25 protein-coding genes and 2 CRISPR repeat arrays are annotated in these 25,536 nt (G+C 71.9%); of the genes, 22 read left to right on the top strand and 3 right to left on the bottom strand.

Annotated features, from left to right (window positions below; genetic code table 11):
• Nucleotides 1–58: 58 nt before the first annotated feature.
• A CRISPR array of direct repeats spans nt 59–2,405; the repeat unit is 29 nt; unit sequence CCGCTCCCCACGGACGTGGGGGTCACCCG.
• A 91-nt stretch (nt 2,406–2,496) separates the two neighbouring features.
• Nucleotides 2,497–2,892: direct repeats of the CRISPR family, unit length 29 nt; unit sequence CCGCTCCCCACGGACGTGGGGGTCACCCG.
• Nucleotides 2,893–3,071: 179 nt separating this feature from the next.
• The gene (locus QSK10_RS15455) at nt 3,072–3,815 is read right to left on the bottom strand and encodes a phosphotransferase family protein (RefSeq protein ID WP_285663504.1); all 744 of its coding nucleotides are present in this window, start codon (nt 3,813–3,815) and stop codon (nt 3,072–3,074) included.
• A gap of 119 nt (nt 3,816–3,934) precedes the next feature.
• Complete coding sequence (locus tag QSK10_RS15450; RefSeq protein ID WP_285663503.1) at nt 3,935–5,140, bottom strand: helix-turn-helix domain-containing protein; 1,206 nt, start codon at nt 5,138–5,140, stop codon at nt 3,935–3,937.
• Nucleotides 5,141–5,417: 277 nt separating this feature from the next.
• On the opposite strand from QSK10_RS15450, the gene QSK10_RS15445 reads away from it, so the two are divergent.
• From QSK10_RS15445 to QSK10_RS15420, 6 genes are all read left to right on the top strand, one after another.
• On the top strand, nt 5,418–5,576 hold the full coding sequence (locus QSK10_RS15445; RefSeq protein WP_285663502.1) for a hypothetical protein: 159 nt from the start codon (nt 5,418–5,420) through the stop codon (nt 5,574–5,576).
• 355 nt (nt 5,577–5,931) lie between these two features.
• Nucleotides 5,932–6,246: a hypothetical protein gene (locus QSK10_RS15440; RefSeq protein ID WP_285663501.1), complete on the top strand. Its 315-nt coding sequence runs from the start codon at nt 5,932–5,934 to the stop codon at nt 6,244–6,246.
• A complete protein-coding gene (locus tag QSK10_RS15435) occupies nt 6,231–7,115 on the top strand; it encodes a DddA-like double-stranded DNA deaminase toxin (RefSeq protein WP_285663500.1) in 885 nt (294 codons plus the stop codon). Before QSK10_RS15440 ends, QSK10_RS15435 begins: the two co-directional genes overlap by 16 nt.
• Nucleotides 7,112–7,531 carry a hypothetical protein gene (locus tag QSK10_RS15430; protein ID WP_285663499.1) on the top strand — a complete coding sequence of 140 codons (420 nt, stop codon included), beginning with the start codon at nt 7,112–7,114 and terminating at the stop codon, nt 7,529–7,531. The genes QSK10_RS15435 and QSK10_RS15430 overlap by 4 nt, the downstream gene beginning before the upstream one ends.
• Nucleotides 7,532–7,673: 142 nt before the next feature.
• Complete coding sequence (locus tag QSK10_RS15425) at nt 7,674–7,895, top strand: hypothetical protein (RefSeq protein WP_285663498.1); 222 nt, start codon at nt 7,674–7,676, stop codon at nt 7,893–7,895.
• A gap of 57 nt (nt 7,896–7,952) precedes the next feature.
• Nucleotides 7,953–8,795: a phosphotransferase family protein gene (locus QSK10_RS15420; protein ID WP_285663497.1), complete on the top strand. Its 843-nt coding sequence runs from the start codon at nt 7,953–7,955 to the stop codon at nt 8,793–8,795.
• An 81-nt stretch (nt 8,796–8,876) separates the two neighbouring features.
• On the opposite strand, the gene QSK10_RS15415 is transcribed toward QSK10_RS15420, so the two are convergent.
• The gene (locus QSK10_RS15415; protein WP_285663496.1) at nt 8,877–9,344 is read right to left on the bottom strand and encodes a cupin domain-containing protein; all 468 of its coding nucleotides are present in this window, start codon (nt 9,342–9,344) and stop codon (nt 8,877–8,879) included.
• 261 nt (nt 9,345–9,605) lie between these two features.
• Between QSK10_RS15415 and QSK10_RS15410 the strand changes: the two genes are divergently transcribed.
• The 16 genes from QSK10_RS15410 to QSK10_RS15335 all read left to right on the top strand — a co-directional run bounded on the left by QSK10_RS15410 (nt 9,606) and on the right by QSK10_RS15335 (nt 25,536).
• Nucleotides 9,606–10,340, top strand: coding sequence for a hypothetical protein (locus QSK10_RS15410; protein WP_285663495.1), 735 nt, complete (start codon nt 9,606–9,608; stop codon nt 10,338–10,340).
• A 301-nt stretch (nt 10,341–10,641) separates the two neighbouring features.
• Nucleotides 10,642–11,037, top strand: a complete 396-nt coding sequence (locus QSK10_RS15405; protein WP_285663494.1) for a hypothetical protein — start codon at nt 10,642–10,644, stop codon at nt 11,035–11,037.
• Nucleotides 11,034–12,398: a hypothetical protein gene (locus QSK10_RS15400; RefSeq protein ID WP_285663493.1), complete on the top strand. Its 1,365-nt coding sequence runs from the start codon at nt 11,034–11,036 to the stop codon at nt 12,396–12,398. The genes QSK10_RS15405 and QSK10_RS15400 overlap by 4 nt, the downstream gene beginning before the upstream one ends.
• Nucleotides 12,395–13,255, top strand: coding sequence for a PrgI family protein (locus tag QSK10_RS15395; RefSeq protein ID WP_285663492.1), 861 nt, complete (start codon nt 12,395–12,397; stop codon nt 13,253–13,255). The genes QSK10_RS15400 and QSK10_RS15395 overlap by 4 nt, the downstream gene beginning before the upstream one ends.
• A gap of 3 nt (nt 13,256–13,258) precedes the next feature.
• Nucleotides 13,259–14,950, top strand: coding sequence for a VirB4 family type IV secretion system protein (locus tag QSK10_RS15390; protein WP_285663491.1), 1,692 nt, complete (start codon nt 13,259–13,261; stop codon nt 14,948–14,950).
• Entirely contained in the window at nt 14,947–17,211 is a 2,265-nt protein-coding gene (locus QSK10_RS15385; RefSeq protein ID WP_285663490.1) for a TraM recognition domain-containing protein, read from the top strand. Before QSK10_RS15390 ends, QSK10_RS15385 begins: the two co-directional genes overlap by 4 nt.
• 160 nt (nt 17,212–17,371) lie before the next feature.
• Nucleotides 17,372–18,118 (top strand): replication-relaxation family protein, encoded by a 747-nt coding sequence (locus QSK10_RS15380; RefSeq protein ID WP_285663489.1) that lies wholly within the window; start codon nt 17,372–17,374, stop codon nt 18,116–18,118.
• 225 nt (nt 18,119–18,343) lie between these two features.
• Nucleotides 18,344–18,769: a hypothetical protein gene (locus QSK10_RS15375; RefSeq protein ID WP_285663488.1), complete on the top strand. Its 426-nt coding sequence runs from the start codon at nt 18,344–18,346 to the stop codon at nt 18,767–18,769.
• Nucleotides 18,770–18,779: 10 nt separating this feature from the next.
• A complete protein-coding gene (locus QSK10_RS15370) occupies nt 18,780–20,078 on the top strand; it encodes a hypothetical protein (RefSeq protein ID WP_285663487.1) in 1,299 nt (432 codons plus the stop codon).
• Nucleotides 20,079–20,499: 421 nt separating this feature from the next.
• The gene (locus QSK10_RS15365; RefSeq protein ID WP_285663486.1) at nt 20,500–21,168 is read left to right on the top strand and encodes a hypothetical protein; all 669 of its coding nucleotides are present in this window, start codon (nt 20,500–20,502) and stop codon (nt 21,166–21,168) included.
• A gap of 30 nt (nt 21,169–21,198) precedes the next feature.
• Nucleotides 21,199–21,630 carry a DUF4192 family protein gene (locus QSK10_RS15360; protein WP_285663485.1) on the top strand — a complete coding sequence of 144 codons (432 nt, stop codon included), beginning with the start codon at nt 21,199–21,201 and terminating at the stop codon, nt 21,628–21,630.
• Nucleotides 21,631–21,701: 71 nt separating this feature from the next.
• A complete protein-coding gene (locus tag QSK10_RS15355) occupies nt 21,702–22,274 on the top strand; it encodes a DUF4192 family protein (protein ID WP_285663484.1) in 573 nt (190 codons plus the stop codon).
• A 29-nt stretch (nt 22,275–22,303) separates the two neighbouring features.
• Entirely contained in the window at nt 22,304–23,272 is a 969-nt protein-coding gene (locus QSK10_RS15350) for a DUF4192 family protein (RefSeq protein WP_285663483.1), read from the top strand.
• A gap of 6 nt (nt 23,273–23,278) precedes the next feature.
• Nucleotides 23,279–23,746, top strand: coding sequence for a MarR family transcriptional regulator (locus QSK10_RS15345; RefSeq protein ID WP_285663482.1), 468 nt, complete (start codon nt 23,279–23,281; stop codon nt 23,744–23,746).
• Between the two features lie 197 nt (nt 23,747–23,943).
• Nucleotides 23,944–24,306 (top strand): hypothetical protein, encoded by a 363-nt coding sequence (locus QSK10_RS15340; protein ID WP_285663481.1) that lies wholly within the window; start codon nt 23,944–23,946, stop codon nt 24,304–24,306.
• 171 nt (nt 24,307–24,477) lie between these two features.
• Nucleotides 24,478–25,536: an AAA family ATPase gene (locus QSK10_RS15335; protein ID WP_285663480.1), complete on the top strand. Its 1,059-nt coding sequence runs from the start codon at nt 24,478–24,480 to the stop codon at nt 25,534–25,536.

The following is a 25,536-nucleotide window of genomic DNA, read 5'->3' as shown; positions in this document are numbered from 1 at the left end:
CCCCCCACGGACGTGGGGGTCACCCGTTGTTCCTGGCGCCCGGCCAGCGGCGGCCGAGCCGCTCCCCACGGACGTGGGGGTCACCCGTGGCTCCAGTGTGTGCCATCGCCTGAGGTATCCCGCTCCCCACGGACGTGGGGGTCACCCGCCATCCATGGTTGGATGCGACCTGAGCAGCGACCGCTCCCCACGGACGTGGGGGTCACCCGCGCACGGCGCAACGGCGTCGGGTTGACATGCCCCGCTCCCCACGGACGTGGGGGTCACCCGCGGTCCTCCTCATCGGCGGACATGACCTGCTCCCGCTCCCCACGGACGTGGGGGTCACCCGCATGTCTGGCCACCGCCGCTGAACTCGACAACCCGCTCCCCACGGACGTGGGGGTCACCCGGATCGCGCGCCATTGGTCCCGGTCTTCCTTCGCCGCTCCCCACGGACGTGGGGGTCACCCGGAGAGCACGGATGAGTGACGCTCCTTGGGCCCCCGCTCCCCACGGACGTGGGGGTCACCCGGAACTCGCCTTGTACTGGTACGAGGCTGAGGACCGCTCCCCACGGACGTGGGGGTCACCCGGACTTGGTGAGGTGCGGCCGGACCCAGCGCTCCCGCTCCCCACGGACGTGGGGGTCACCCGGACACGACATGAACCTCCCCCCCACCGCCCGCCCGCTCCCCACGGACGTGGGGGTCACCCGTGGGGGGTGTAGGTGGTCTGTCCGAGGCCGTTCCGCTCCCCACGGACGTGGGGGTCACCCGACCCGCAGACCGTGCGTGACCGCTTCGCCAACCCGCTCCCCACGGACGTGGGGGTCACCCGACCCTAACCGCCGCCGGTTTCGCCTCCGTCTACCGCTCCCCACGGACGTGGGGGTCACCCGCCCACACGGGTGCCAGTTGGGCGCCCGCAGCGCCGCTCCCCACGGACGTGGGGGTCACCCGTTCACGATCGACGGTGTCTCCGGCATGGTGTGCCGCTCCCCACGGACGTGGGGGTCACCCGGGGCAGTTCGGCGAGGCGCTCGATGTCGGAGACCGCTCCCCACGGACGTGGGGGTCACCCGGCGATCGCGGCTGAGCAGGTCGCGGCGAAGAACCGCTCCCCACGGACGTGGGGGTCACCCGATTCTTTGACAGCGCGCCCATCACATACCCGTCCGCTCCCCACGGACGTGGGGGTCACCCGAACGCCGCCTACGTCGAGTTGACCCGCGGCCGCCGCTCCCCACGGACGTGGGGGTCACCCGGCTAGTTACAGAGAGTGAACTTGCCGGGATGGCCGCTCCCCACGGACGTGGGGGTCACCCGCGGGCGGGATGGTGGCTGATCAGGCTCTCGCCCCGCTCCCCACGGACGTGGGGGTCACCCGCTCTACGGCTCGGTGGACTACGTGCTCACCGACCGCTCCCCACGGACGTGGGGGTCACCCGCGCAGGCCGATGAAAGCCGCGCTCATCAACGGCCGCTCCCCACGGACGTGGGGGTCACCCGGACGAGGAGAGCACGCGGACGCCGTGCGGCCGCCGCTCCCCACGGACGTGGGGGTCACCCGGCGCCGACCGGCGCCGGAACCCGCGAGGCCGCCCGCTCCCCACGGACGTGGGGGTCACCCGCGGCCCGGCGGCTTGAGCCCGCGGCCATCCGCCCGCTCCCCACGGACGTGGGGGTCACCCGCCGCGCCGGGCTCGGCACTTGGTCGAGGTGGCCCGCTCCCCACGGACGTGGGGGTCACCCGTTGCCCAGGCTCGCCCCGATCGCCGCGCACGCCCGCTCCCCACGGACGTGGGGGTCACCCGGCTGCGCCTTCCTGCTGGGACCCCCATCGCTGCCGCTCCCCACGGACGTGGGGGTCACCCGCCGACCCCCACGCCCACCCCCACCGACGTCCACCGCTCCCCACGGACGTGGGGGTCACCCGCGCTCCGCGACCTTGAGGGGCTGTCCGGCCGTCCGCTCCCCACGGACGTGGGGGTCACCCGGCCGGGACGGACGCGGTGGAGGCCGGTGGCGGCCGCTCCCCACGGACGTGGGGGTCACCCGGCCGGCGCCATCGTGCAGTTCGACATCGACGCCCGCTCCCCACGGACGTGGGGCTCACCCGTCCCCCGAGTACGCCGCGGCCCTGGCCGCGTCCCGCTCCCCACGGACGTGGGGGTCACCCGGCCACCGTGTGCCGCACACGGACCATCCGGCGCCGCTCCCCACGGACGTGGGGGTCACCCGGGAGTGGCCGGTGCGCTCCCACCCTCCCGGGGCCGCTCCCCACGGACGTGGGGGTCACCCGACAAGGGCTCGACCCGGCCGGGTGCCGTCCGTCCGCTCCCCACGGACGTGGGGGTCACCCGGTATTCGGGGGGTGTGTACCTGGGCATCGCCGCCGCTCCCCACGGACGTCGGGGTCACCCGCGAGCCGGAACTGGGCGAGGCGGTGGCCGCGTCCGCTCCCCACGGACGCGGGGTCACCCGGTACGGAGAGTCGAACTTGGCGGTGTCGATGACCGCTCCCCACGGACGTGGGGGTCACCCGCAGGACCCCGGCCAGGACCAGGCCCAGCTCGACCGCTCCCCACGGACGTGGGGGTCACCCGGCCTTGCGCAGGGCATCGACCCCGGCGGGAACCCGCTCCCCACGGACGTGGGGGTCACCCGCTGAGGGCAGTCCCATCCCCACCAGGCGCCGGCCGCTCCCCACGCACGTGGGGGTCACCCGACGACGGCTACCACCTGGCCGACCCCGGCGACCCGCTCCCCACGGACGTGGGGGTCACCCGGCCGCCACGGTGTCGGAACGGTCCCCGCACAGCCGCTCCCCACGGACGTGGGGGTCACCCGTTCCGCCACTACCGGCGCCTGGCCCAGATGTGCCGCTCTCCACGGACGTGGGGGTCACCCAAAAACCCTCCAGATCCACGGCTACCCCGGTGTGACAGTCCCCGGGGCCGTTCGAGTTGACAGGCGAGGCGAATAAACCAACGCTTACCGAGTTCAACCGCACGCCACCCAACCGGGTTCCGGTATACCGGAGTCACTCACCCAGAAGATCTTCTCGATTTGACACTGTGCACAGCCCCTCTACCCCAGCGACGCCCACGGCCACGGTCGCGGCCCGTGCCTGCCCTGTAGGCACTCCAGCCGCAGCCGCGCTTCGGCGAGTGCCTCCGGACCGCTCGACGCGGCCTGCCACGCGAAGGTGGTCCTCCTCAGTTCGCGGATTCCGGCCAGAACCGGGTAGCCCGGCCAGTCCAGGACGTCGTGCCCGTACGCCTCGCAGAACGCCGTCCACTCGGTGTGTGAGAGGAGTCCGGACGTCGTGTGCGAGACCCCTACGCTCGCCAGGTCCCACTCCGGTGGGCCTACGGTGGTCCGCTCCAGGTCCAGCAGGACCGGACCCTCCGTCGTGACCGCGACGTTGCCGCGCCACGCGTCTCCATGGACCACGCAGGCTGCGAGCCCGTCTGGGAGGGCCTGGTACGCCTCGCGGAGTTCGGCGGCGCGGTCGAGGAGCCACGCCCGGCCGTCCTCAGGTAGGAGCTCGGCGGCTTCGATCCGGTCTAGGAGGCGGGTGAATGGCGCCAGCGGCGGCAGGTCGAGGTCCGCTGGGATCGGGAGGGCGTGGAGTCGGCGCAGTAGGTCGGCGAGGTCGTTGAGGTCGCCGCGGGCGTGCGGGCCGAGGTCTTGCCACCATGTCACGGCGTGCTCGCCGACGATGGAGACGGGCAGATCGGCCGGGCGGACGGCAGGGACGCCGGAGGCGGCCAGCCAGCCGGCGACGGCCACCTCGCGGTGGGCGATGGCGACCTGCCCAGCGCGGGTCACCCGGGCGACGATCCCTCCAGGTAGCCGGTAGATCGTGTTTTCGCCGGCGCGGATGAGCTCGGTGCGAGCTGCCTCGAGACCCACGTCCTGGCACGCGGTGGCGAGCACGTCGTCCGGTGTCACGCGGCCGCCTCGAAGTGCGCGGCCAGGCGCTCACGCAGCGCGGTCACCGCGCGCCCGTCAGGGGCGGCGATCGCCCGGCGCTGGACCCGCTGGAGAAGGTCCCGGGTCCGTGCCGAGCGCAGCTCCGCCGCGCCGGGCAGCGCGATCTCGATTGCCTCGACGGCGGCTTCAGGCTCCCCTGTGGACAGACGCAGGTCGGCGAGCTCGACTTGGCTCATGACCCGGGCGCGTTCCGTTCCCGCCGGGTGGTGTCGCACGGAGTACGCCAGACGCTCTGCGGCGTCGGTGGGGGCGCCGATGCGGGAGAGGTCGGCGAGTGCGTGGCCGGTGTCACCGCGGTGTTGTGCCTCGTCGTAGTAGGCCATCGGTGACGCGTCGCCGGGGGAACGCCGTGCGAAGGCGGTGTCGGCCGCTCCGGTCGCCTCGCGGGCGTCCTCGACGCGCCTGAGGCGGGCGAGGGCTCTGGCGCGCAGCGTGTGCAGGGCGGCTACCTCTGTTGGGGTGATCCGGTCGGATCGTACGAGGCCGAGTTCGACATGGGTCAGGCCGGTGTCGGGGTCGCCGATCCAGATCGCCTGGCGGGCGGCCATTCCGTGCGCGCGGGCGCGTAGGGACCAGTCGCCGACTTCCTCGGCGCACTGCTGGGCGATGGCGAACAACTGGCGGGCTTGCCTGTGGTCGTAGGCGTCGAACCTACTGAATCCCGCGAAGGCGCACAGGTAGCCGACGGCCGAGAAGAGGGGGCCGCGTAGGGGTGTTGGTACGGAGGTGTGGAGGAGTCCGGCGGCCCAGCGCACGTGTGCGTCCATGATCTCGGGTGGCATCCCGCCGCCGCCGTATTCCCGGGACCAGCGCGTGATCAGTGCTGCGGTGTCGGTCACGCGCGCGATCTCCGAGCGTCCGACGCGGCGGGGCGCGGTGGCGAACATGGCGGCCCCGACGCCGATTCTGAAGCCCGCGCCGAGGAGTTCGCGGCGATCCACGAGACCTTCCTCGTCCTCGATGTGCGCCAGGATCCGGGTCAGCTCGGCGTCGTCGACACCGATCTGGTCTCGAAGCGCGGCGCGGTGGTGCGGTTGGGGAGTGACCTCACCGTGTTCCCACCGTACGTAGGTCCGGAGCGCGGTCTTGAGCGCCTTGGCCATGTCCGCCTGGCTGTAGCCCTTGTGTTCGCGGGCCGCGATCAGCAGTGTCCGGCGCATCAGTCCACCTCGGTCTGTCCGGTGATGACTTTTCCATGGTGCCTCAGGTCACACCACCCACTGTGGTCGGTCTGGCACGGGTTTGACATAGGTCTGGCACCGGTTCGCTCCTCCCCAGCCGCCCGCCGTTCGACCAGGATTTACAGAGAGGGCGCGCCCTCAGGGGCCGGTGCCGGACCCAGTCTTGTCGGGTGAGTCGGTGCCGGGCCTTCAACTACGGAGGGCTGCTCGTCTCCTGATGCTCCTGGCGAGCGGGCCCTCGACTCAGGAGGTCGTGATGATGCAGCATCACCTGCCGGTGGACCATTACGAGCGTCGGCGCGGCGAGCTCGTCCGCGTCCGGGTCTGCTCCTGTGGCGGCCCGAGCCCGTGCCTCGATGGGCTGGTCGTGCCCGCCGTCGTCCGGCGCGTCGCGATGACCGGGAGCGCTCGGTGAGCACCCAGGTCCTCGGCCGGTTCTTCTACGGCTGTCTTGCCGCAGCCGAGATCGAGGTCCGTGGTGAGCGTGGCGCCTTCCCGAGGGTCGTCGATCTGTACCTGGTCGACGCAGGTGTCCTCCTCGGGCGGGTCGGGATCTGCGGTGCCCCGATGCCTCGCATCTGGTCGGCGTATCCCGGCCGTTCCTGGTACAACCGCGAAACCCTCGCGATGCTCGCTGAGGCCGTCGCGACGCGCGTTTCCCCGCCCAGTTCCCCGGGGGACTCGGCCGCCGTGGAGACCGCGGGCGAGGGCGGGTCGCGGTTGGCGCCGCGGCTCGCCTCAGGGGAGGTCCCATGTGGGGGTGGCGCATCATGAGCGACCTGGAGAGCGGCGGCATGCTCGATCTGTTCGCGTTGGTGGTAGCGAAGGTCTCCGGCGGCGAGGATCTCGTCGGGCTCCGCCAGCCCGGTGGTGTGCTGTGGGAGGGCTCGGTGCCGCTGGCGGCCGACTGGATCGCGCGCGTCCGTGCCCGCAAGGGGCAGCTCGTTTCCGCCTACGCGGTGCCGGATTCGTCGGCGGTGCAGGCGCCCGTCGCGCTGTCGGAGCGGGTCTGCGAGGCCGCTGACAACGATCAGCTCCTCGGCGGCAGGATCCCCGTCAAGGAGGCGACGTGGGCGACGATCTGAGCATCCGGAGCCTGGCCGACCGGATCCGCGCCGGGCAGAGCATGCTCGGGGAGGCACAAACATACGTCGTCCGTGCCGCCGAGAAACTGCGTGCGGCCCGTGACCAGATGGCCGCGCTGGCCGGGCCACACCCCGGGTTACAAACCGCTGTGGCTGCGGCCGACCACGCACACGGCCTGTCCCGGCCGCCGTTCCTGGCGCTGCGCGGCGCCGTCGACGACCTCGACGTGTACCTCGGGGCGATCGGTGCCGGATCCGACGTCGGCTCCGCGTCACGCACCCACCCCTCCAAACGCCCGATCTCCCGCCCCGAACCGGCCCCGCCGGCACAGGTGCTGGAGGTGGCCGACGCCCAGGACCTCGCCGAAGCGCTCCGCGAACTCGACATCGACGAGCGCCGCCAGTTCTTCGAGGCCGTGCTCACTGACGAACGCGTTCAACGTGACCTCGACGCGATCGGCCCGATGGGGACCGACGGGCGGACCACTGGCGTGTTCCGGGTGGGTAATCGCGCAAAGTTCATCACGTCCGGCCGCCAGCTCGACCGGACAGGGGTCACCGACGACACCGACTGGCTGGCGGCGGTGGAGCTGTGGCGGCAGATCGCCACCCGCTTCGTCGATCCACACCACGCCGCCAGCATGTGGGACCCCGATGATGTGACGCACGTCGAAACCAAGGCCGCCGCCGGGCAGCACACCGGGCGCATCAAGCACAGCAGCCTGATCATCAACAACCCGACGGGACCCTGCGGGGGCAACGTCCTGGGCTGCATCCGCCTGCTGGAGGAATACCTAGGACCAGGGAATACCATGACAATCTACTGGCCGGGCGGTGGGCGCCTCGTGGCCGTCGGGAGGAAACGATGATCGTCATCAAGCGCCCCAGACACACCGAGATCACCGTGACAGACCCCGCCGTCCTCGGGCCGGCGATCCTCGCAGGCGCGGCCGAGATGGAGTGGCCACGCCCGATCGTGAACCTGTGGCGCTACGACGACGCTGGTGAGGCCTGCGGGCTCATGCAACTCGGCCTCGATGTGGCTGGCGACCGCGCCGGGATCAAGTTCCACGCCGACTACGAAACCTGGCTGCCAGTGGAGTTCGAGCCCACCGATGAGCCGTTCTCCGACGGGGACGCGCCTGTGGAGTTCTGGGGCACCATCCCGATGCAGGACGCTCTCGCACTCGCCCGCGACTTCGCCGAGAGCACCGGGGGACTGCCCAGTTCGGTGCCGCTCCAAGAGCAGTGGCGGTACTGGGAAGCACGGGACGAGTGCGTTTAGACCTGTCGAAGGGGTCGCCCCGGCCGGTACTGGCCGGGGCCGTCCGCTCCCCATGAACGTGAGGGTCACCCGGCCGAACGCAGGGCCGAAGAACCCGGCGGGCCCCGCTCCTCACGGACGTGGGGGTCCGGCTCCAGGAGGCATGGCGCTGGTACGACCGGGACTGGGTCGCACAATCGGCCCGGGCTACGGTGCCGCGCTCGCTGACCTTGATGCCCGCCTGCCGAGGCTCACCGAGGGCGAGCGCGTCCTGGTCGAGGACATCCTGACGGCGGCGGAATGGGTCTCGGCGCGGCGGGGCTTGCTCCGCGCTGCTGATAATCCCGGGTTTGTGCGGGCGCGTCCTGCGATGCTCATCGCCTGATTCGGGCACCGCCGCCGCCCTTGGCGCGCAGGTGCCCGTCACCTGAGGGAGGACGGTATGGAGCCAGCAGAACTGCGCCGCGCGGTTGAGGCGGCACGGGCGACGGCATCTGAGTGGGGTCTTCGGGTCGAGGATGTGGTCGTCGTCCACGATTCCGATCGTGTCGCGCTGCGCCTGGTCGGCTGCGAGGTCCTGGCCCGGGTCGCGCCCGTGGCGGATCTGTCCGGTTCGGAGTTCGAGGTGGAGGTCGCGCGGCGTCTCACCGATGTCGGTGCGCCGGTGGGCGAGCTCGATCCGCGGGTGGAGCCGCGGGTCTTTGTGCGTGACGGTTTCGCGATCTCGCTGTGGACCTACTTCGAGCCGCTCGCAAGCCAGGTCGCGCCGAAGGGGTATGCCGAGGTGTTCCTGCGGCACCATGCCGCGCTGCGCAAGGTCGAGCTGGACGCACCGCATTTCACGGACCGCGTCGCGATCGCGCTGGCCGAGGTGACCGACCTGGTGCGGTCGCCGGAGTTGCCTGGGCCTGAGCGTTACTTCCTGTCCGGGGTGTTGCGTGAGCTGAGTGCGGCGATTGTGGCAGGGGCGACGGGTGAGCAGTTGCTGCATGGTGAGCCGCATTCGGGCAATCTGCTGAATACGCGCCGGGGGCCGCTGTTCGTTGATCTGGCCACGTGCTGTCGGGGGCCGGTGGAGTTCGATCTGGCCCATGCGCCCGAGGAGGTGGCTGGGCACTATGCGGGTGGCGACGGTGGCCTGGTTGACCTTTGCCGTGCGCTGAATTGGGCGTTGTTTTCGGCTTGGCGCTGGCGGGTGGGTGACCAGATGCCGGATCGGGGGCGTCAGCGGGTGGTGGGGCTGGGCAATCTTCGTGCGGCGCTGGGTCGCTGTGGGGTGGGCTGACGTCGCGGGTGTGTGCCGGGCCCCGGGCCGTGGGAACGGTCCGGGGCCTTCTGGTGTCGTTGGGGAGCGCGATGTGCGGTGTCAGGCGTTGCGCTGGGCCCAGATGGCGCTCTCGGCGTAGTGGTTGTCGTAGAGGTCCTGGGTGGCGCCGACCTCGTCCCAGGTGGCGTCGCCGACGTGGACCTTGTCGAGGAGGCGGTAGTAGTCGAAGCGGGGCTTGCCGGGGGTGATGACGACGAGGAAGTCGGCGTCGTGGCCGGGGGTGGAGGCGAAGGCGTGGACGGTGCCGGGGGCGACGAAGACGGCGTCGCCGGCGACGAGGGTGTGGATCTCGTCTTCGACGAGCATGTCGAGGGAGCCGTTCAGGACGAAGAAGAGTTCGCCGGAGCCGCTGTGGCGGTGGGGCGGTGCGCCGGCGTTGCCGTCCTTGAGCAGGGTCCGGTTCGACGTCAGGGAGCCTCCGGTGTGCTGGGGGTCGAGCAGCAGGGTGATCACGCTGGTGGGGTCGGCGTCGAGGACTTCGGCGTGGGCTGCGCGGACCAGGGTCATGGTGTGCTCCTTGTTCATCCGGTTACTTCCTAGACATTACATGTCCAGAATCCACTGGGCAAGTGATCATGACGCAGGCCACAAATCCTGGACATCCATCACCCAGAATCCGAAAACGGTGAGGCACACACCCGGCACAGACCCCCGCTCAGGCGTGGACGGGCCCGGCTCGTGTGCCCGGACTGTGCCGCCGCAATGGGGTGATGAGTGCAGCGCCGGCGGGAGCAGCCCGCCCGGCATCGCAGGGCGAGGGGGATCGCCATGTTCACCGATCACGACACCGTCCCGGCCATCGACCGGCTCGTCGAGGTCTACCGACACCTCATCACCGCAGCCGAGGTCGTCATCGCCGCCGGGGACGTGCCCGGCCTGCCCGCACGCGACCACTCGCTCGCCGAGATCGAGGCTCTGCTGCTGGACGCGTCCACGCCGCGCCGCATCGTCGGCGCCCTGTGGGCGCACATGGTGGGACGCGCGCGCAAGGACGCGGTCTGGCAGCTGGTGTGCGCCGGCCTGGCCGCGCCGTCGCTGCGGTCGCTGGCCGCGCGCATCGTGGCCAACACCGGCCTGGACGTCGACGACGTCAACTCCGAGATCATCTGCGGGTTCCTGGAGGGCCTCCAGGGCGTCGACCTCGACGAGCCCGGCCGGGTCTTCGCGCGGCTGCGGGCGGCCGGGAACGCCGCAGGGATGCGGCTGGTGCGCGCCGACCGGATCGCCTCGGCCATCCGCGTCCCGGTCCCCGACTCGGCCCCTCCCCCGCAGCCGTGCCGCCACCCCGACGTCGTGCTGGCCCGGGCGGTGGCGACCGGGGTGATCACCGCCGGTGAGGCCGAGCTGATCGGGCGCACCCGCCTGGAGGGGGTGGCCGTCGAGACCGTCGCCCGGGCCGCCGGGGGCTCGACGCAGGCGGTCTTCCAGCAGCGCTGGCGGGCCGAGCGGCGGCTGGTGGCGTGGCTGACCGACCCGGCGCGCCGCGACGAGCACCCCTGCTGAGCTGGGGTTTCGTTCCCTGTGCCTGGGGTGTGCCCGGCTGTGCCCGGCGATGGGTGTCAAAAATCGGGTGTTTTTTGTGCTTAGGGGTGAGCCGGGCCCGGCGCGGGAAGCGTCGCGGTGATCCGGCTCGGGTGTCCCGGCGGAAGGGATCCGCCCCCGCCACGGTCCGCGACGACCAGTCCATTCCCGACCCTGCGAAAGGGGGTGAGCGGGCCTCGCACCGCGGCGGACTCTCCGCCGGGACGCCCCGAATTCGCCGCCACACCTGAGGTCGTGGCGGCGGGGAAGGGTCCGTGCCGCCATGAGCAGTTCCGCACCCGCGCGCAGGTCGCGTCTCGATCGCGCCGTCACCGTCGTCCTGGTGGTGCTGCTGGCCGTGCCGATGGTCCTCGCCCTCACCGGGCGGGCGGACGCCGCGCTCGCCGATCCGCCGCCGGGCTACGCCGAAAGCGATGAGGCGCAGAAGACGCTGCTGGCCGTCATCGCCAACATCCGCAACGTCATCGTCGGGCTGCTGGCCGCCCTGGCCACGCTGCTGCTGACCATCGCCGGGGTGCGGTACCTGATGGGCGGCGGCGACCCGGGTCAGGCCGAGAAGGCCAAGGCCGGGCTGCGGGCAGCGGCCGTCGGCTACGGGCTGGCGATCCTGGCACCGGCGCTGGCGGCGCTGCTGAGCTACGTGGTGACGTTTCGATGAGCACCCGCGGCAGGCGCATCGTGGTCCGGCTGGTGTGGTGGGGCTGCATCATCGCGCTCGGTATGGCGGTGCCCTGGTGGCTGCCACGGGTCGCACCGGCCATCGAGCCGCACCTGATCCCGGCCGCCCACGTCATGGACGCCGACGACGAATGCGTCGTGGTCGACGAGGAGACCGGGGAGGTCACCTGCGCCGGCGACTTCTTCGGCATCGAGGGCTGGATCGCCACACAGCTGGGACGGGGCATGCGCAGCCTCACCGGCGCGGTCGGCAAACAGACCCTGGAGCTTCGCCCCGAGGCCCTCGACCTGATGGCCCCCGACGACCCCTCGGGATTCCACGGGCTGTCGTTCGGGATCGCGCGTGGCGGCGTCGCGCTGCTGCTGACCGTCGGCGGTCTCTGGCTGATGTCGCACGAGACGCTGCAGAACCGCTTCACGCTCAAAGACCTCGCGCCGCGGGTGGTGCTGGGCGTGATCGGGATGGAGCTGTCGCTTCGGGTCCTGGCCTGGACGATCGCGCACACCAACGCCGTCATCGACGCGATCCTGGACACCGGGCTGGCGGGCGTGGGCGAGGAGGACGTCGGGCGCACGATCATGGGCTCGGTTCGCCCCGGCAGCGTCACGGGCGACTCGTGGCTGACGATCACGCTGCTGCTGGGCATCGTCATCATGCTGACGTTTCTGATCCTGGGTGTGGTCTTCCGGACGCTGGTGCTCACGCTGCTGGCGATCGTGGCCCCGGTCGCGCTCGTCAGTTACGTCCTCCCCTTCACCGCGGGCTTCGCACGGCTGTGGTGGCGGGTGCTGGGCGCGTGTGTCATCTCGGCGATCGCGCAGGCGATGGTGCTGGTCTTGTGGTTCAACCTGTTCTTCAGTGAGAACCGGCGCGGGGATCTCGTGCCGTCCTCGGAGAATCTGGGGCCTTATATCGCGCGCGGGACGATCCTGATTCTGCTGCTGATGATGCACAAGGCGCTGTCGATTCCGATGAAGCGCGCGCTGGCGCCGATCGGCGGGAACCCGCTGGGGCCGGTGGGGCAGTTCGTGCGGGGGCTGCTGGTCGCCAAGACCTTCGGCCTGGCCGGTGGCGGGCTGCGTGCCGCCCGCGCCACCACCGCGACGGCCGCCGCTCCAGTGGCCGGGGCCGAGGCTCCGGCCTCCGACTCGATCGCCGCACCCCAGCAGGAGAGCTCGGAGCCGTCGCATCCGGCGATGCGCTACGTCCCGGTGGAGGACCTGCACGGCGCGGTGACCCCCAGGCGGCGCCTGGGGGCCGATGAGTACCGGCCGCGCAAACCGTTCCTGTCCCCCGCGCCGCCGCTGCCTCCGTCCGCTTCTTCTGGGAGTTCGCGATGAGTCACATCCCCGGCGCGGTGCGGGTGCCGCGCATCGATCTGTCCGACAAGCTGCTGCTCGGGCTCACCGGCAGACAGCTCGCCTACGCCGCCGCAGGGCTCGTCTCGGCCTGGCTCGCCTGGCGCGGCCTCAGCGCGTTCTCGCCCGTGCTGGGGGCCGTGGTGGCGGTGCCGTTGCTGCTGGTAGCGGCCGCGCTGGTCTTCGGGCAGCGCGACGGCGCCGGGCTCGACCGGCTGCTGCTGGCCGCCGTGCGCATGCCCCGCCGCCCCCTGGTGGCCGCCACTGCCGTGACGGCGGCCCCGGCGTGGGTCAACGCCGCCGAGGACGCGCCGGTGCTGCCGCGGCTACTGCGCTCCCCGGCTAGGGGTGTGCGCGCCGATGGGGTCATCGATCTGGGGCCCGACGGGCTGGTCGCGGTCATCGAGGTCGCTGCGCTGGTGAATTTCGCGCTGCGCTCCCCGGGCGAGCAGGACGCGCTGGTCGCCGGACTCGCCCGTGGCCTGCACGCCCTCGGCGGCCCGATCCAGATCCTGTCCACCAGCTTCCCCGCCGACCTGGGCGGGCAGGCGGCGGTGATCGAGGAGGCCGCCGCCACGCTGGCCACGCCCCGGCTGCGGGAGGCCGCGCTGGCGCATGCGGGGTATCTGCGGCGCCTGTCCGACCGTGTCCTGCTGGTGCGCCGCCGCGTCCTGGTCGCCGTGGCGGCCGGGGACACCGCCGGGCTCGATCGCCGCGTCGCCGAGGTCGCCGCGGTCATCGGCGGCTGCGGCCTGCCGACCGCTCGCCTGTCGGCCCTCGACGTCCTGCTGCTGCTGGACGCCCTCACCGATCCCTGCCGTGACCTTCGAATGGAGTAGACCATGAGAATCCCGTTTCGCCGCACCATGAGGCCCGAGATGTGGCCCGGTGCGGTCACCGTGAGCGTCCGGCGCCTGGCCGCCGATGTCTCCCACAGCGCGGTGCTGCTGATCGCCGGGCTGCCGCCCGAGGTCGCACCCGGATGGCTGTCGGCGGTATCGGATGCCCCCGGCCTGGTGTCGACGTCGATGCACATCGTCCCCGTAGAGGCCGCGGCCGCCGCGGCCTCGCTTCGCCGCAAGAGGGCCCGGCTGGAGGCCTCGCGCAGGTACGCGTTCAAACACGCCCAGCTCGACGACCCCGATGTGGAGGCCGCCGCGGCCGATGCCGCCGACCTGGCCGCACGCGTCGCCGCAGGTGACACCCGCCTGTTCACCCTCGCCGTCTACGCCATGGTCTCGGCGAGCACCGAGGCCGAGCTGGACGAGACGATCGCGCACCTGCGGGGACGGGCGGCCGCGATCGGGCTCATGGTCCGCCCGGCCTCGTTTAGGCAACTCCAGGGGCTGCTGTCGGTGCTGCCGTTCGCCGTCGACCGGGTGCGCACCGAGCGGACGGTCGACACCGACACCGTCGCGGCGATGTTCCCCTTCACCACCGCCGACGCCCCCGCCGCCGACGGTGTGCTGCTGGGCCACAACCTCACCTCCGGGGCACCGGTCATCTGGGACCGCTTCGCCCAGCCGAATCACAACCAGACGGTGGTGGCGCGCTCTGGTGCGGGCAAGTCGTTCTTCACCAAGACCGAGATCGCCCGCTGGGTCATGCGCGGCGTCGGCGTCACCGTCATCGACCCCGAGGGCGAGTACCGGTCCCTCGCCGGCGCCCTCGACGGGACGATCATCGGCGTCGGCGAGCAGGACGCGTGCCTCAATCCGCTGGATCTACCCGCCGTGGCGGGGGCGGATGCGTTGACGCGGCGGGTGATGTTCGCCCACACCGTGGTGGCCACCGCGCTGGGTGAGGACCTGGACGGTGATGAGGCCGCGGCGCTGGATGCGGCGGTGCTGGGCGCCTACGCCGATGCCGGGATCGGTCCCGACCGTGCCACGTGGGGGCGTCCTGCGCCGTTGATGGGTGATGTTCATGCGCTGTTGGGGGCCTCGGGTGAGCGTGCGGGGCGGCAGTTGGCCGCACGGCTGGCGCCGTTTGTGACCGGTGGTTTCAGCCGGTTGTTCTCAGGGGCCACGACGCGTGCTCCGGAGGGGCATCTGGTGGTCTTCGATGTGTCGGCGCTGCCCGATGAGCTGTCGGCGGTGGCGACGGTGCTGGTGCTGGACGCCGCGTGGCGGCGGGCGACGGCCGATGCGCGGCGGCATCTGGTGTTCGTCGATGAGGCGTGGCGGTTGCTGACCACGCGCTCGGGTGCGGCTTTTCTGGCGCGGCTGGCGAAGTCGGCGCGCAAGCACGTGGCGGGGCTGACGGTGGTGACGCAGGATGCCGAGGACATGCTTTCTGGTGAGCTGGGGCGGGTGGTGATCGCCAATGCGGCCACGCATGTGCTGTTGCAGCAGGCGCCGCAGACGCTGGGGCTGGTCGCGGGTGCGTTCGCGCTGACCGGTGCCGAGCGGTCGTTTTTGGCCACCGCGCGGCGGGGTGAGGCGCTGTTGCTGGGTGGTGCCACGCATGTGGCGTTCGCGCCGAGTGCCGCGGAGATGGATGCGGGCGTGCTCGCCACGGGTGAGTCGCGATGAGTCCCGATCCGCTGGCCCCGCAGCCTCTGCCCGATCTCTCCCCGCTGCTTCCACCGGTCCTGGCGGCCGTGGTGGTCGTGGTGGTGTTGCTGGTGGCCTGGGGGCTGTGGCGGCGTCACCTGGCCGCACGCCACGCCTTTGGGGGGACGCTGCTGCGTGTGCAGGCCCCGCCGGATGTCGAGCCCGGTAGCGCCGGTGACTTCTTTCGCGTCATGACCTCTCTGGCGCGCCCGTGGTGGCGGCGGCTGCTGTTCGGGCAGCCGCACATCGCCTTCGAGTACGCCTGGGCCGGGCCGGTCCTCGATGTGCGCGTGTGGGTGCCGCGGTCGCTGTCGGCGCGGCTGATCGCCGACGCGATCCGGGGTGCGTGGCCGGCCGCGGCGGTCACCGGTGAGGAGGCGGGGCCGATGTTTCCGGCGCGGGCGGTGGTGCGTTGCGGGGCGGTGCGCATCGATGGGGCCTTCGGTCTCGGGGAGGCCATGAGCGGCGACCCGGTGCGGCCGCTGCTGGCGGTGATGAGCGGGCTGGGACGCGGCGAGCACGCCGTCGTCCAAGTCGTGGCCAGGCCTGCGTCGTTGGCGCGGGTGGCCAGGTTGCGGGCGCGCGCCGAGCGCCCGGGAGGGTCGGTGGGGATCGGGTCGATGCTGGCCGATCTGCTGCTGCCCGGGCCAGCGTCGTCCCGGCGCCCATCACCTGTGCCGCCGTCGGCCGCGGAACGCCGGATGCGGCAGGCCCTCGCCGAGCGCACGACGGGTCCGATGCTGGAGGTCTCGCTGCGCTATGCCGTGGCCTCCACCCGCACCGGGCCTGAGGCCAGGCTCAAGACCCTCGCGCACGCCCTGGGCACCGCCCTCGGCATCCACTCCGGACGCGTACCCATGCAGCGCTCTGGGCGCCACCCGGGGCTGCGGCGGGCGATCACGAGCCGCGTCATGCACACCGGGACCCTGGTCACCACCGGTGAGGCCGCGATCCTGGCGCATCTGCCGCTGGACGCCACCGTCCCGCAACTGGCGCGAGCCGGAGCCAGGATCGTGCCCGCCGGGCCCGGCCTGCCCACCGGCGGCCGCGCCACCAAACCCCTGGGGACCGATGCGGCCACCGGCCGCAAGGTCGCCATCCCCGTGGCCGACACCCGCCACCACCTGCACGTGGTCGGCTCCACCGGCGTCGGCAAATCCACCTTCCTGCTCAACCAGGTGCTGGCCGACATCCACGCTGGGCGCGGGGTGGTGCTCATCGACCCCAAAGGCGACCTGGTCACCGACATCCTCGCCCGCGTCGACCGCGAGGCCCTCGGGGAGCGCCTGGTGGTCATCGACCCCGACGGGCGCGGCGAGCAGCCGGGGATCAATCCGCTCTCCGGTGAGGACCCCGATCTGATCGTCGATCACTTCGTCGGGATCTGCCGCCGCATCTTCGAGCGGCACTGGGGTCCACGCGCCGATGACGTGCTGCGCTCGGCGCTGCTGACGGTCGTCCGCCAGCCGGGGGCGACCCTGGAGGCCCTGCCGATCCTGCTGTCGGACCGGCGCGCCCGCGCCCCCTTCGTCGCCGACCTCGACGACGATCCGGCCGGGCTCGGCGGGTTCTGGTCGTGGTACGACAATCTCGCCCCCGGCCTGCAGTCGCAGGTGGTGGGGCCGGTGACCTCACGGATTCGGGCGATGCTGACGCGCCCGTTCGTGCGGCGCACCATCGCGGTGCGCGAGTCGACGTTCGAGCTGGGCGACATCCTCAACGGCGGTGTCCTGCTCGTGCGGGTCCCCAAAGGACAGCTCGGTGATGACACCGCGCGGCTGCTGGGGTCGGTGATCGTCGCCCGCACCTGGCAGGCGGCCACCGCGCGCACGCGCATCCCCGAGGCGCGCCGCCACGACGCGACGCTCTACATCGACGAGTGCCACAACTTCCTGACCCTGCCCCGCGCCCTCGACGAGATCCTCGCCGAGGCCCGCGGCTACCGGCTCTCCCTCGTGCTGGCCCACCAGCACATGGCGCAGCTGCCCAGGGAGACCCAGTTCGCGATCTCGGCCAATGCCCGCACGAAGGTCTTCTTCACCACCTCACCCGAGGACGCCCATCTGCTGGCCCGCCACACCCTGCCGCACCTGAGCGAGCACGACCTGGCGCATCTGGAGGCCTACACCGCCGCCTGCCGCGTGGTCCTCGGCGGCCGCGAACAGCCAGCGTTCACCTTGTCCACCGCTCCCCCACCGCCACCGCCACCCCGTCGCCCACCCCGTGTCACGCACCCGTGAGTCGCTCCGTGGCCCACCCCGAACGCGTGACACGGCGTGGGCCACGGACCCCGAATCTGCCGTAGCGGCAGGTCAACCCGTATGAAAGGCACACATCATGAACGCCAGACACAGCACTGCTGTCCGGGCGGGAACATCGATCGCCTCGGTGGTCTCCCGCATGACCCCACGCGACCAGCGGATCATCTCCGTCCTGGCCGACCATCACGTCCTGACCACCGAGCAGCTGGCGGCGATGTTCTTCACCTCGCTGTCGCGCGCACATGAGCGGCTGCTGGTCCTGCACCGCCTGGGTGTCCTCGACCGGTTCCGGCGCGTGATGCGCTATGGCTCCAGCCCCTACAAATGGACCCTGGCCCACCTCGGGGCGCGCCTGCACGCCGCCGTCACCGGCGCACCGGCACCGACGGCCGCGACGGTCGCCGACCGGGCGCTGCGGCTGTCGGTGAGCCCGAAGCTGCCGCACCTGCTGGCCGGCAACGACTTCTTCGTGCGCCTGCACACCGTCCTGCGCGCCACACCCGAGGCGGGCGTGGCGGAGTGGTGGAACGAGGAGGACTCCGCGCGTGCCTGCGGGATGCTCGTGCGCCCCGACGGGCGCGCGAGCGTGCGGCACCCGGCCGGGTCGGTGTCGTTTTGGTACGAGCACGACACCGGCAGCGAGCCGCTGACGCAGCTGCGGGCCAAGGTCGAGCGCTACGCGCGGATCATCCACGCCGAGATGCGGCTGCCGGTGCTCATCGAGCTGCCCTCGCAGGTGCGCGAGGACAACCTGCATCAAGTGCTGGGGGCGCGGCCTCCGGTCGCGGTGGCCACCACGTACCGGCAGATCGCCGTTGACCCGATGCGGGTGGTCTGGCGGGTGCCGGGGCGGCTGCATCGGGTGGGGCTGCTGCAGGTGGGCTGAGCCGGTGCGGTCAGGGCACGGTGGGCGGCGACGCGGTCTTGGCGTTGCGGGTGATCGAGGTGCTGGCGCCCAAGGTGGGGACGGCCGGGGGAGCACGATCGGCCTGTGCGGATTGGTGGCGGGCGATAGTCCGGACAGGTTCCGGACGCCGGACCATGGCCTGCGGCGGTCGCCGATGGTGACGATGGGCTCTGACATGTCCCTCGACACCGGGAGCGCAGCACTGTGGACAGTTGGCAGCCGATACAGGTGAAGGCCTCCTCGCCGGGCCGTGTGGTCACCGCGACCTACTCCCCGGATGAGGGGGTCAGGTTCGCGATAGACGATCGCCGCCTGGCGTGTCACGACGACCTGTCACTGTCGGGGGAGATCACCGCGGTGATCGAGGCGGTCCTCATCGGTGCCCGCCGCGCCTGGGAGCTGCGCTACGGACCCTACGATCCCGTCGGCATCGCAGCGGTCCGGGTCCGCGGGGTATCGCCGCGCCGCCTTGTCACCGTGACGCTCACGGGTGAGGGAGACGTCGACGTACGGCTGTCCGCTCACGCGCTGGAGGACACCACCCGGCCCGGTGACCTGGCCGTGGAGATCGGCAACGCGCTGTCCTCGGCGCTCACCGCATACGTTCACCACGCCGCGACCGGTGTCTGAGGGGCTTGCCGTGAAGTACATCGGTCACAAGCTGGAGGCCGACCTTGAGTCGATCTGGAAGGCCGCCCGCGTCCACCTGCCCGCCATGGCCACCTCCTACGCCACGGCCAATCTGGCGGTGAACCGCACGTCCCGGCTCTTCGAGATCAGGCCCAGCGCCTTCTACCCGAAGTGGAGAGAACTGCGCGACGAGTTCCAGCACATCCTCTACCGCTCGGCCGACAACCTGGAGGACACCGCCACCGCCCTGCGCACCGCCGTCACCGCCTACGCCGAAACCGATGCCGAGGCCCGTCAGGCGCTGACCGCCATTCAGGAGCGGCTGGGGACGGGCGAGCCCGACATCCCCGATCCCGCCCTGCCCTACGACGTGAATCACCCCGGCGCGCAGCCCCCGCCGTCGTCCAGCACCGACGGCACCAACTCCTACGGTGGAGCCGCGCCCACCGTTGGTGACCTGCAGGCCAAGGCCGCCGAGGCCGATCAACGCTATTTCGAGGCTCGTGTGCACGAGCTCGGCCTCATCATGGGAGGCATCGCCATGATCTTGGGCCCGGCTCAGGTCCAGGCGATGAGCCCCGGGTATCGCACGTTCGCCTCCATGACCGCCGACATCGCCCACACCGATGTGGCCACCTACCAGCCCGCCATCGACGCCCTCGCGGGGATCGGGACCACCGTCGCCGACGGCAAACCGTTCGACGTTCTGCGCACCGAGACCGAAAACGTCAAGGACGCCCTCGATGAGGACCGCTGGCTGAGTCCGGCCGCGGAGGCCTTCCGGGAGAACTTCCTCAACGCCTATGAGGACTCCGCCGCCGCCCAGGTGGCGGTTCTCGGGATCCTGCGCGGGGCGCTTGAGGGCTACCAGAAGTCTCTTGAGGAGGTGTACGTCAAGACCGCCGAGGCCCTCGATGCCGTGATCGCCGCCTTCAAGGAGATCACGACGTTCGTCCTCGGCTGGAAGAGCGCCAAGGAGGCCGTCGATGTGACGGTCAAGGCGCTGGAGGCCTCGGCGGCCTTCGCCGCCTCGGTGGGCGGTGGCGGTATCTGCAGCATCGTGTTCGCCCTGATCGAGGCCAAGGCCAGCATCGACGGTGACACCTGGGAGGTCGGCGGGAGCGAAGCCGACAAGGCGGCCGAGACCGCCAAGACGGCGCTCGCCGGGCTGGCTGAGAAGCTGTCGAGTTTCGACGCGCTGCTCTCGGGGAAGCTCGCCCAGGACACCGCGACGGTCGTTCGTGAACGGCACCGCTACCCCATCGAGCTGCCGCGCCCGAACTTCGCCGACGCTCCCGGAAGCCTGTAGCACCGGTGACGCCATGTCACGGCCGGGCCGTGGCATGGCGTCGGGATCGCGTGCCCGTGGCGGGTGGGCGATGATCGCACGTGTGCCCCGGTGGCGGCACCGCCCAGGCCGCGCGTGTGCCTGGTCTGTGCCCGCCCAATAGCCCGCCGATCCGCTCCATTGATCGTTTTCGGAGCTAGCGTGGAGTGATCACACCTTCACACATCATCCTCTAGCTCCACCCGCTCCACCCGTCACCGGGTCGCCTCCCTGGCCGGATCGTCCACCTTCGCCTCACGGCTCGTCGACCTCCGCCCCACCGGGACACCTCCCCCGCTGACACCGCGCCTCGCCCTCAGGCGAGCACGCCACCCACACGTTTCTCTCCAGCCTTCGCCTCCGGCGCGGGCCGATTCCGCATGCCCCCATACGGGAGGTCCCCATGCCCCACCGCCGCTTCTACCGTCACTACCTCACCTACGAGCAGGTCGTGCGCATCACGCTCCCGGCCAATCCCGAGACCGCGCGCCTGAGCCTCGCGGGGCGTACCGAGTGGGTGCAGCTGGGACGCCGTCACGCCCGCGTCCTGCTGGACGCCGAGCGCGTCGAGCGCATCCAGCTCTATGCCGCCGGGATTCAGCGCGAGCCCGACAGCGGCCGCTACTACCGCGACATTCCCCTCCCGGCGCTGCCCCGGCTGGGCTCGCTGCGGCTGGGCACGCTGCGTCCCTGGCGTGCCGGGCGCCTCGCCGCCGCTCTGCAAGGTGGTGCCGATACCGAGATCGCCGTCCGGCATCCCGAGGACGGGACGCTGCGGGCCATCTCCGGGTTCCGGCGGCTCGGCCTGATCACCCTCGACATCGGCCCGCTCCACCAGAGCGAGCCCGGCGCCCTCACCCGCCGGTTCACCATCGGCGACCTGCACGTGCTCGCCTCAAGCGTCCATCCGCGGTTTCGGGTGCTCTGCCGGCAGTTCGGCGACGCCGGCCTCGTGCTGCGCCCGGTCATCGGCCTCGGCTTCGAGTCGCCGTCGCTGCGGTCGCTCATTCCCGGTGCCGCGTGCACGCCCGGTGTCCTGGACCGCCTGATCCGTCTCCTCCAAGTCCGATGACCCCACCCCGTCTCACGCGAGGAGTTCTCGATGAGCGATCCCCTGTCCGATCTCACCCTGAACGGTCCCCGCGATCTCGTGGAGGCCATCCCCTACTTCCTGGGCCTCGTGCCACCGCCGGACAGCATCGTCCTGGTCTGCTTCGACGGTGACCGGCTGACCCGCGTCGCCCACATCGAGGTGCCCGACGGGGACGCGGTCTCGCTTCCCCTCGATCCCCTGATCGCCGCGGCCGGGAGTCTGGTGATCGTCGGTTACGGCGGCCGCCGGGACATGTCCGTCCCCCTCGCCGTCCTCTCGGCCTCCCTGCAGGCGGCGGGCGTGCGCGTCGATGACGCCCTGCGCGTGGAGGGCGAGCGGTTCTGGTCGCTGGATGACGGTCTCGGCCAGCGTTTCGACTGGCGCTCCTCGGCCGTCGCTACGGCCCTCCTCGCCCTCGGTGTCGCCCCACCCCGGACCTGACGGTCCCCGCATACCTGTGGCCCGCGCGATCGCGCGGGCCACACCCGTTTCCGTAAGAAAGGGAAGTCTCTGTGAAACGTCTCCCCATCTCGGCGAGTGTGCACGCCTTCACCGGCTACCTCGCCGACATCGACGACCGGCGGCTCGCCCCGGTCACCACCGCGCTGGCCCTGCTGGCCGACATGTGCGACGAGGCGGCGCGGACGCGGCGGCCCGAGAACGTCCGTGCACTGGATCGTCTCCTGGGCGCACGCCACGCCGATCTGGAGCGGTGCCTGTCGGCCGGTCCGGTCGCCGGCCTGCCCGAGGACCCCGCCGCGATGGCCGGGATCATCCTGCTGGTCTCGGCACCCGCGGTCTACACCTCGCTACCCGAGCGCGCCGACGCCTCCCCGCTACGCGACCGGGGCCTGGCGCTGTGGGCGCATCTGCTCAAGCACGCGCGCGGGCCGTGGTGTGTGGGCCCGGCGATGCTCACCGCCTTCGCCGCCTGGCGCGTCCACAACCTGGAGCTGGCCGATGCGGCGATGTCGATCGCCTACGCCACCCGCGTGCACTGCCTCATCGAATTCGACCGCGGCACGTTCATCACCGGCTTCGATGACACGCACGTGACCTACGCCGTCCCCGAGCTTCGGCCCTGACCACCTCATCGACGAGAAAGGCGCACATCATGCGCGAACCCTTCCTTCCCCCCGGTGTCGAGCTCACCGACCTGTCCAGTGTTCTGGAGGCGATCCCGTTCCTCCTGGGCTGCCGGCCCCGCCAGTGCGTCGCCGTGGGCTTCGGCGAGCGGCGTCTGCTCATCGTCGCCCAGCTCGACCTCGACCTCACCGGCATCGGTCCCGGCGAGGGTCCCTTCCCGCCGTTCACCAAGGTCGGTGTGACCCGGACGGTCCTGATCGGATACGGCACGAGCGCCGACGTCGAGGGTCACCTGGGGCGTCTGGCGGAGATGTTCGAGGACGCCGGGCTGCCCGTGGCCACCCTCGCGCGCGTCGACGGCGACCGGTACTGGGACCTCACCGGCGGCGATGCCGGGGCCGGGCGGGTCTTCGACCCCGAGCAGTCCCCGATCGCGCTGGCCTACATCGTCTCCGGCGCCCGTGCGGCGGCCACACCGCAGGAGCACCGGGAGCAGTACGCGCTCAAGGACACCGCGCGGCTGCGGGCCATCACGGCCGCCCTGGTCGACCTGGAGGTGAGCACCGATGCCATCGAGGCCGGCGAGCCGTTGCGGGACATGGCGGAGCGGGCCGAGCCGCTGCTGGCCGGGCTCGACGTCCAGGAGGCCCTGGTGGAGCCGGCGACGGCGGCGCTGCTGGTCTCGGCCCTGCGCGATAGCGCGCTGCGGCGCGAGGCCGTCCGGCTCATCTCCACCTCGGCCGGCTACGCGCGATCCCCGGTCTGGCCGGACCTCTTCGCCAACACCGCCGGTCCCTGGCGGGCGATTCCGGCGCTGCTGCTGGCCTTCGCGGGCTGGCGCCTGGGCCGCTGGGGTGATGCGCTGCGGGCTCTGCGGGTCTACATGGCCACGATCGTCGGGGTCCCGGAGGCGGCGGCGCTGTTCTTGTCCTACAGCCTGCGCTCGGGTCTGGTGCCCGAGCAGGTCCTCGACTTCGACGACGATGGCGAGGGGTGAGCCGGGATGTCGATGTCTCCTGCCGCGTCCCGTGTCCTGCACCGCTTGAGCGCCACCGAGTCCGTCACCGCCAGGGTGATCGCCGCTGATCTCATGCTGGCGCGCTCGACGGTCGCCAAGGCGCTGACGGTACTGGAGTCGGCCGGGCACGCCGTGCGCGTGCGCGCCGGGCACACCACGGGCCCCGACACCTGGCGGCGCACCAACACCCCACCGCCGGTGTCCACCGGCACCGCACCCGCGGTGCCCGATACCGGGTCACGGCAGCGGCTGGGACGCGGTGAACTGCGCGCCATGGTCGCCGCCTGCTTCGCCGAGCACCCCGGGCGGGCCTACACCCCCGGTGACATCGCCCGGATCCTCGACCGCTCGGCCGGGGCGGTGGCCAACGCCATCCAGCGCCTGGTCGCCCAGGAGCTGCTCACTCCGGCGGGCATCCGCCCACGCCGCTACCGGGCCAACCCCGACGCCTAGAACCCGCTGTTCGCCGAGACCGCCGTGGACTCCACGGCGGTCTCCGTCCGGAAAGGACACCGGTGCCACACCGCATCCGTCCGCGCTGCCTGCGCGCCCGCGGCCGCCACGGCCCGCGATCCCACCCACCGGCCGCCCGTTGCCTGACCGACCGGTCCATCGACCATGGTGAGCCTCCTTTGGAGGCCGGAGCCGACGTGTTCGATGAGTACCCCGAGCTGCTGGGCACAGAGATCGACTGCGTCGAGTCGGTCCTGCACGCCGCGGCCGAACTCATCGAGACCACCACACGGCCCGACGACGAGATCGGCGTGGGCCACACGATCGGCGAGCTGTCGCGGGCCGCCTGGCGCCGCTACGACCGCGACGCGCTGCTCGGCGACGTCGTCGCCGCCATCCTCGCCGACCAGGCCCGCTGGCTGGTCGCCTACGCCTGCGGGCGTCCCGGCGCCGACCGGCACGAGCGCGCCATCGCCGCCGCGCTCGGCTGGCTGGACGCCTCACCGCGGCCGCTGCGGGCCCTGCTCATCCGCTCCGCCGCCATCCGATACCTCCGCTGACCCACCCGCACGACACCCGGCCGCGCCCTCGTCCCGCGCGGACGGTGGCGCGGTCCCTCACCGAAGGGACACCGCAGACATGAGCACCCGAACGGGCCGTACGCCTGGGTTCTCGGCGAGAGTCGAGCTACAGACCACCGATGTGATCAGCATCCAGCGACGGGGCCTGCGATGAGTACCGGCCCCAGGCATCCCGGCGACCTGCAGCGCGACATCCTCGCCGCCCTCGCCGACCGTGACGGGCGAGCGGCGACCGTCGCCGAACTCCACACCGACGTCGGTGCCACATCCGCCGGGGCGGTCCTTCAATCGCTCAAGCGCCTGCGCCAGGCCGGACGCGTCGAGACCGTCGCGGGCCGGCGGCCCATCCGCTGGCGCCTGACCGGCGCGCCACCCTCGGCACCGGCCGTCGCGGCACCGATTCTGCGGCCCAATGGGCGGCTCTACCACCCCCGCGCCCTCGCCGACGGCAGCGACGTGGACGTCCTGGCCCGCATGCGCTCCCACGGCGTGCCCGTCCTGCTCTACGGGCCGCCCGGAACCGGCAAGACCGCGCTGGTGGAGGCCGCCTTCCCCGACCTGGTCACCATCGCCGGAGACGGCGACACCGCCGTGGCCGACTTCACCGGCGAGTACACCCAGGAACCCGACGGGACCTACCGCTTCGTCCACGGGCCCCTGGTGACGGCGATGCGCGAGGGACGGGTCCTCTTCATCGACGACGCCACCCTCATCGCCCCCAGTGTGCTGGCCGTGCTCTACCCGGCGATGGACGGGCGCGGCGAGATCACCGTCAAGGCCCACACCGGGGAGACGATCAAGGCCGCCGACGGGTTCTACGTCATCGCGGGCCACAACCCCGGTGTGGCCGGGGCGATCCTCACCGAGGCCCTCAGCTCCCGCTTCGCCGTCCACATCGAGGTCACCAGCGACTGGGACCTCGCCGAGCGGCTCGGCGTTCCGCAGCAGGCGATCACGGTGGCGATGAACCTGGCCGCCAACGCCGCCTCCGGCGCGATCGGCTGGTCACCGCAACTGCGTGAACTGCTGGCCGTCAAGAAGGTCACCGAGACCCTCGGCCTGGACGCCGCCCTGGCCAACCTCGTCGCCGTCGCCCCCGCCATCGACCGGCCGCTGGTCGCCGAGGTCGTATCCCGGGTGACCGGCAGGACGATCCGGCCGCTGGCCCTCGGGCCGCAACTGCCCGCCGCTCCCCCACCTGTGCGGTGA

The sequence above is a fragment of the Actinorhabdospora filicis genome, assembly GCF_030269765.1.
GTDB classification, from domain to species: domain Bacteria; phylum Actinomycetota; class Actinomycetes; order Mycobacteriales; family Micromonosporaceae; genus Actinorhabdospora; species Actinorhabdospora filicis.
This window is presented reverse-complemented; position numbering and strand designations above follow the sequence as displayed.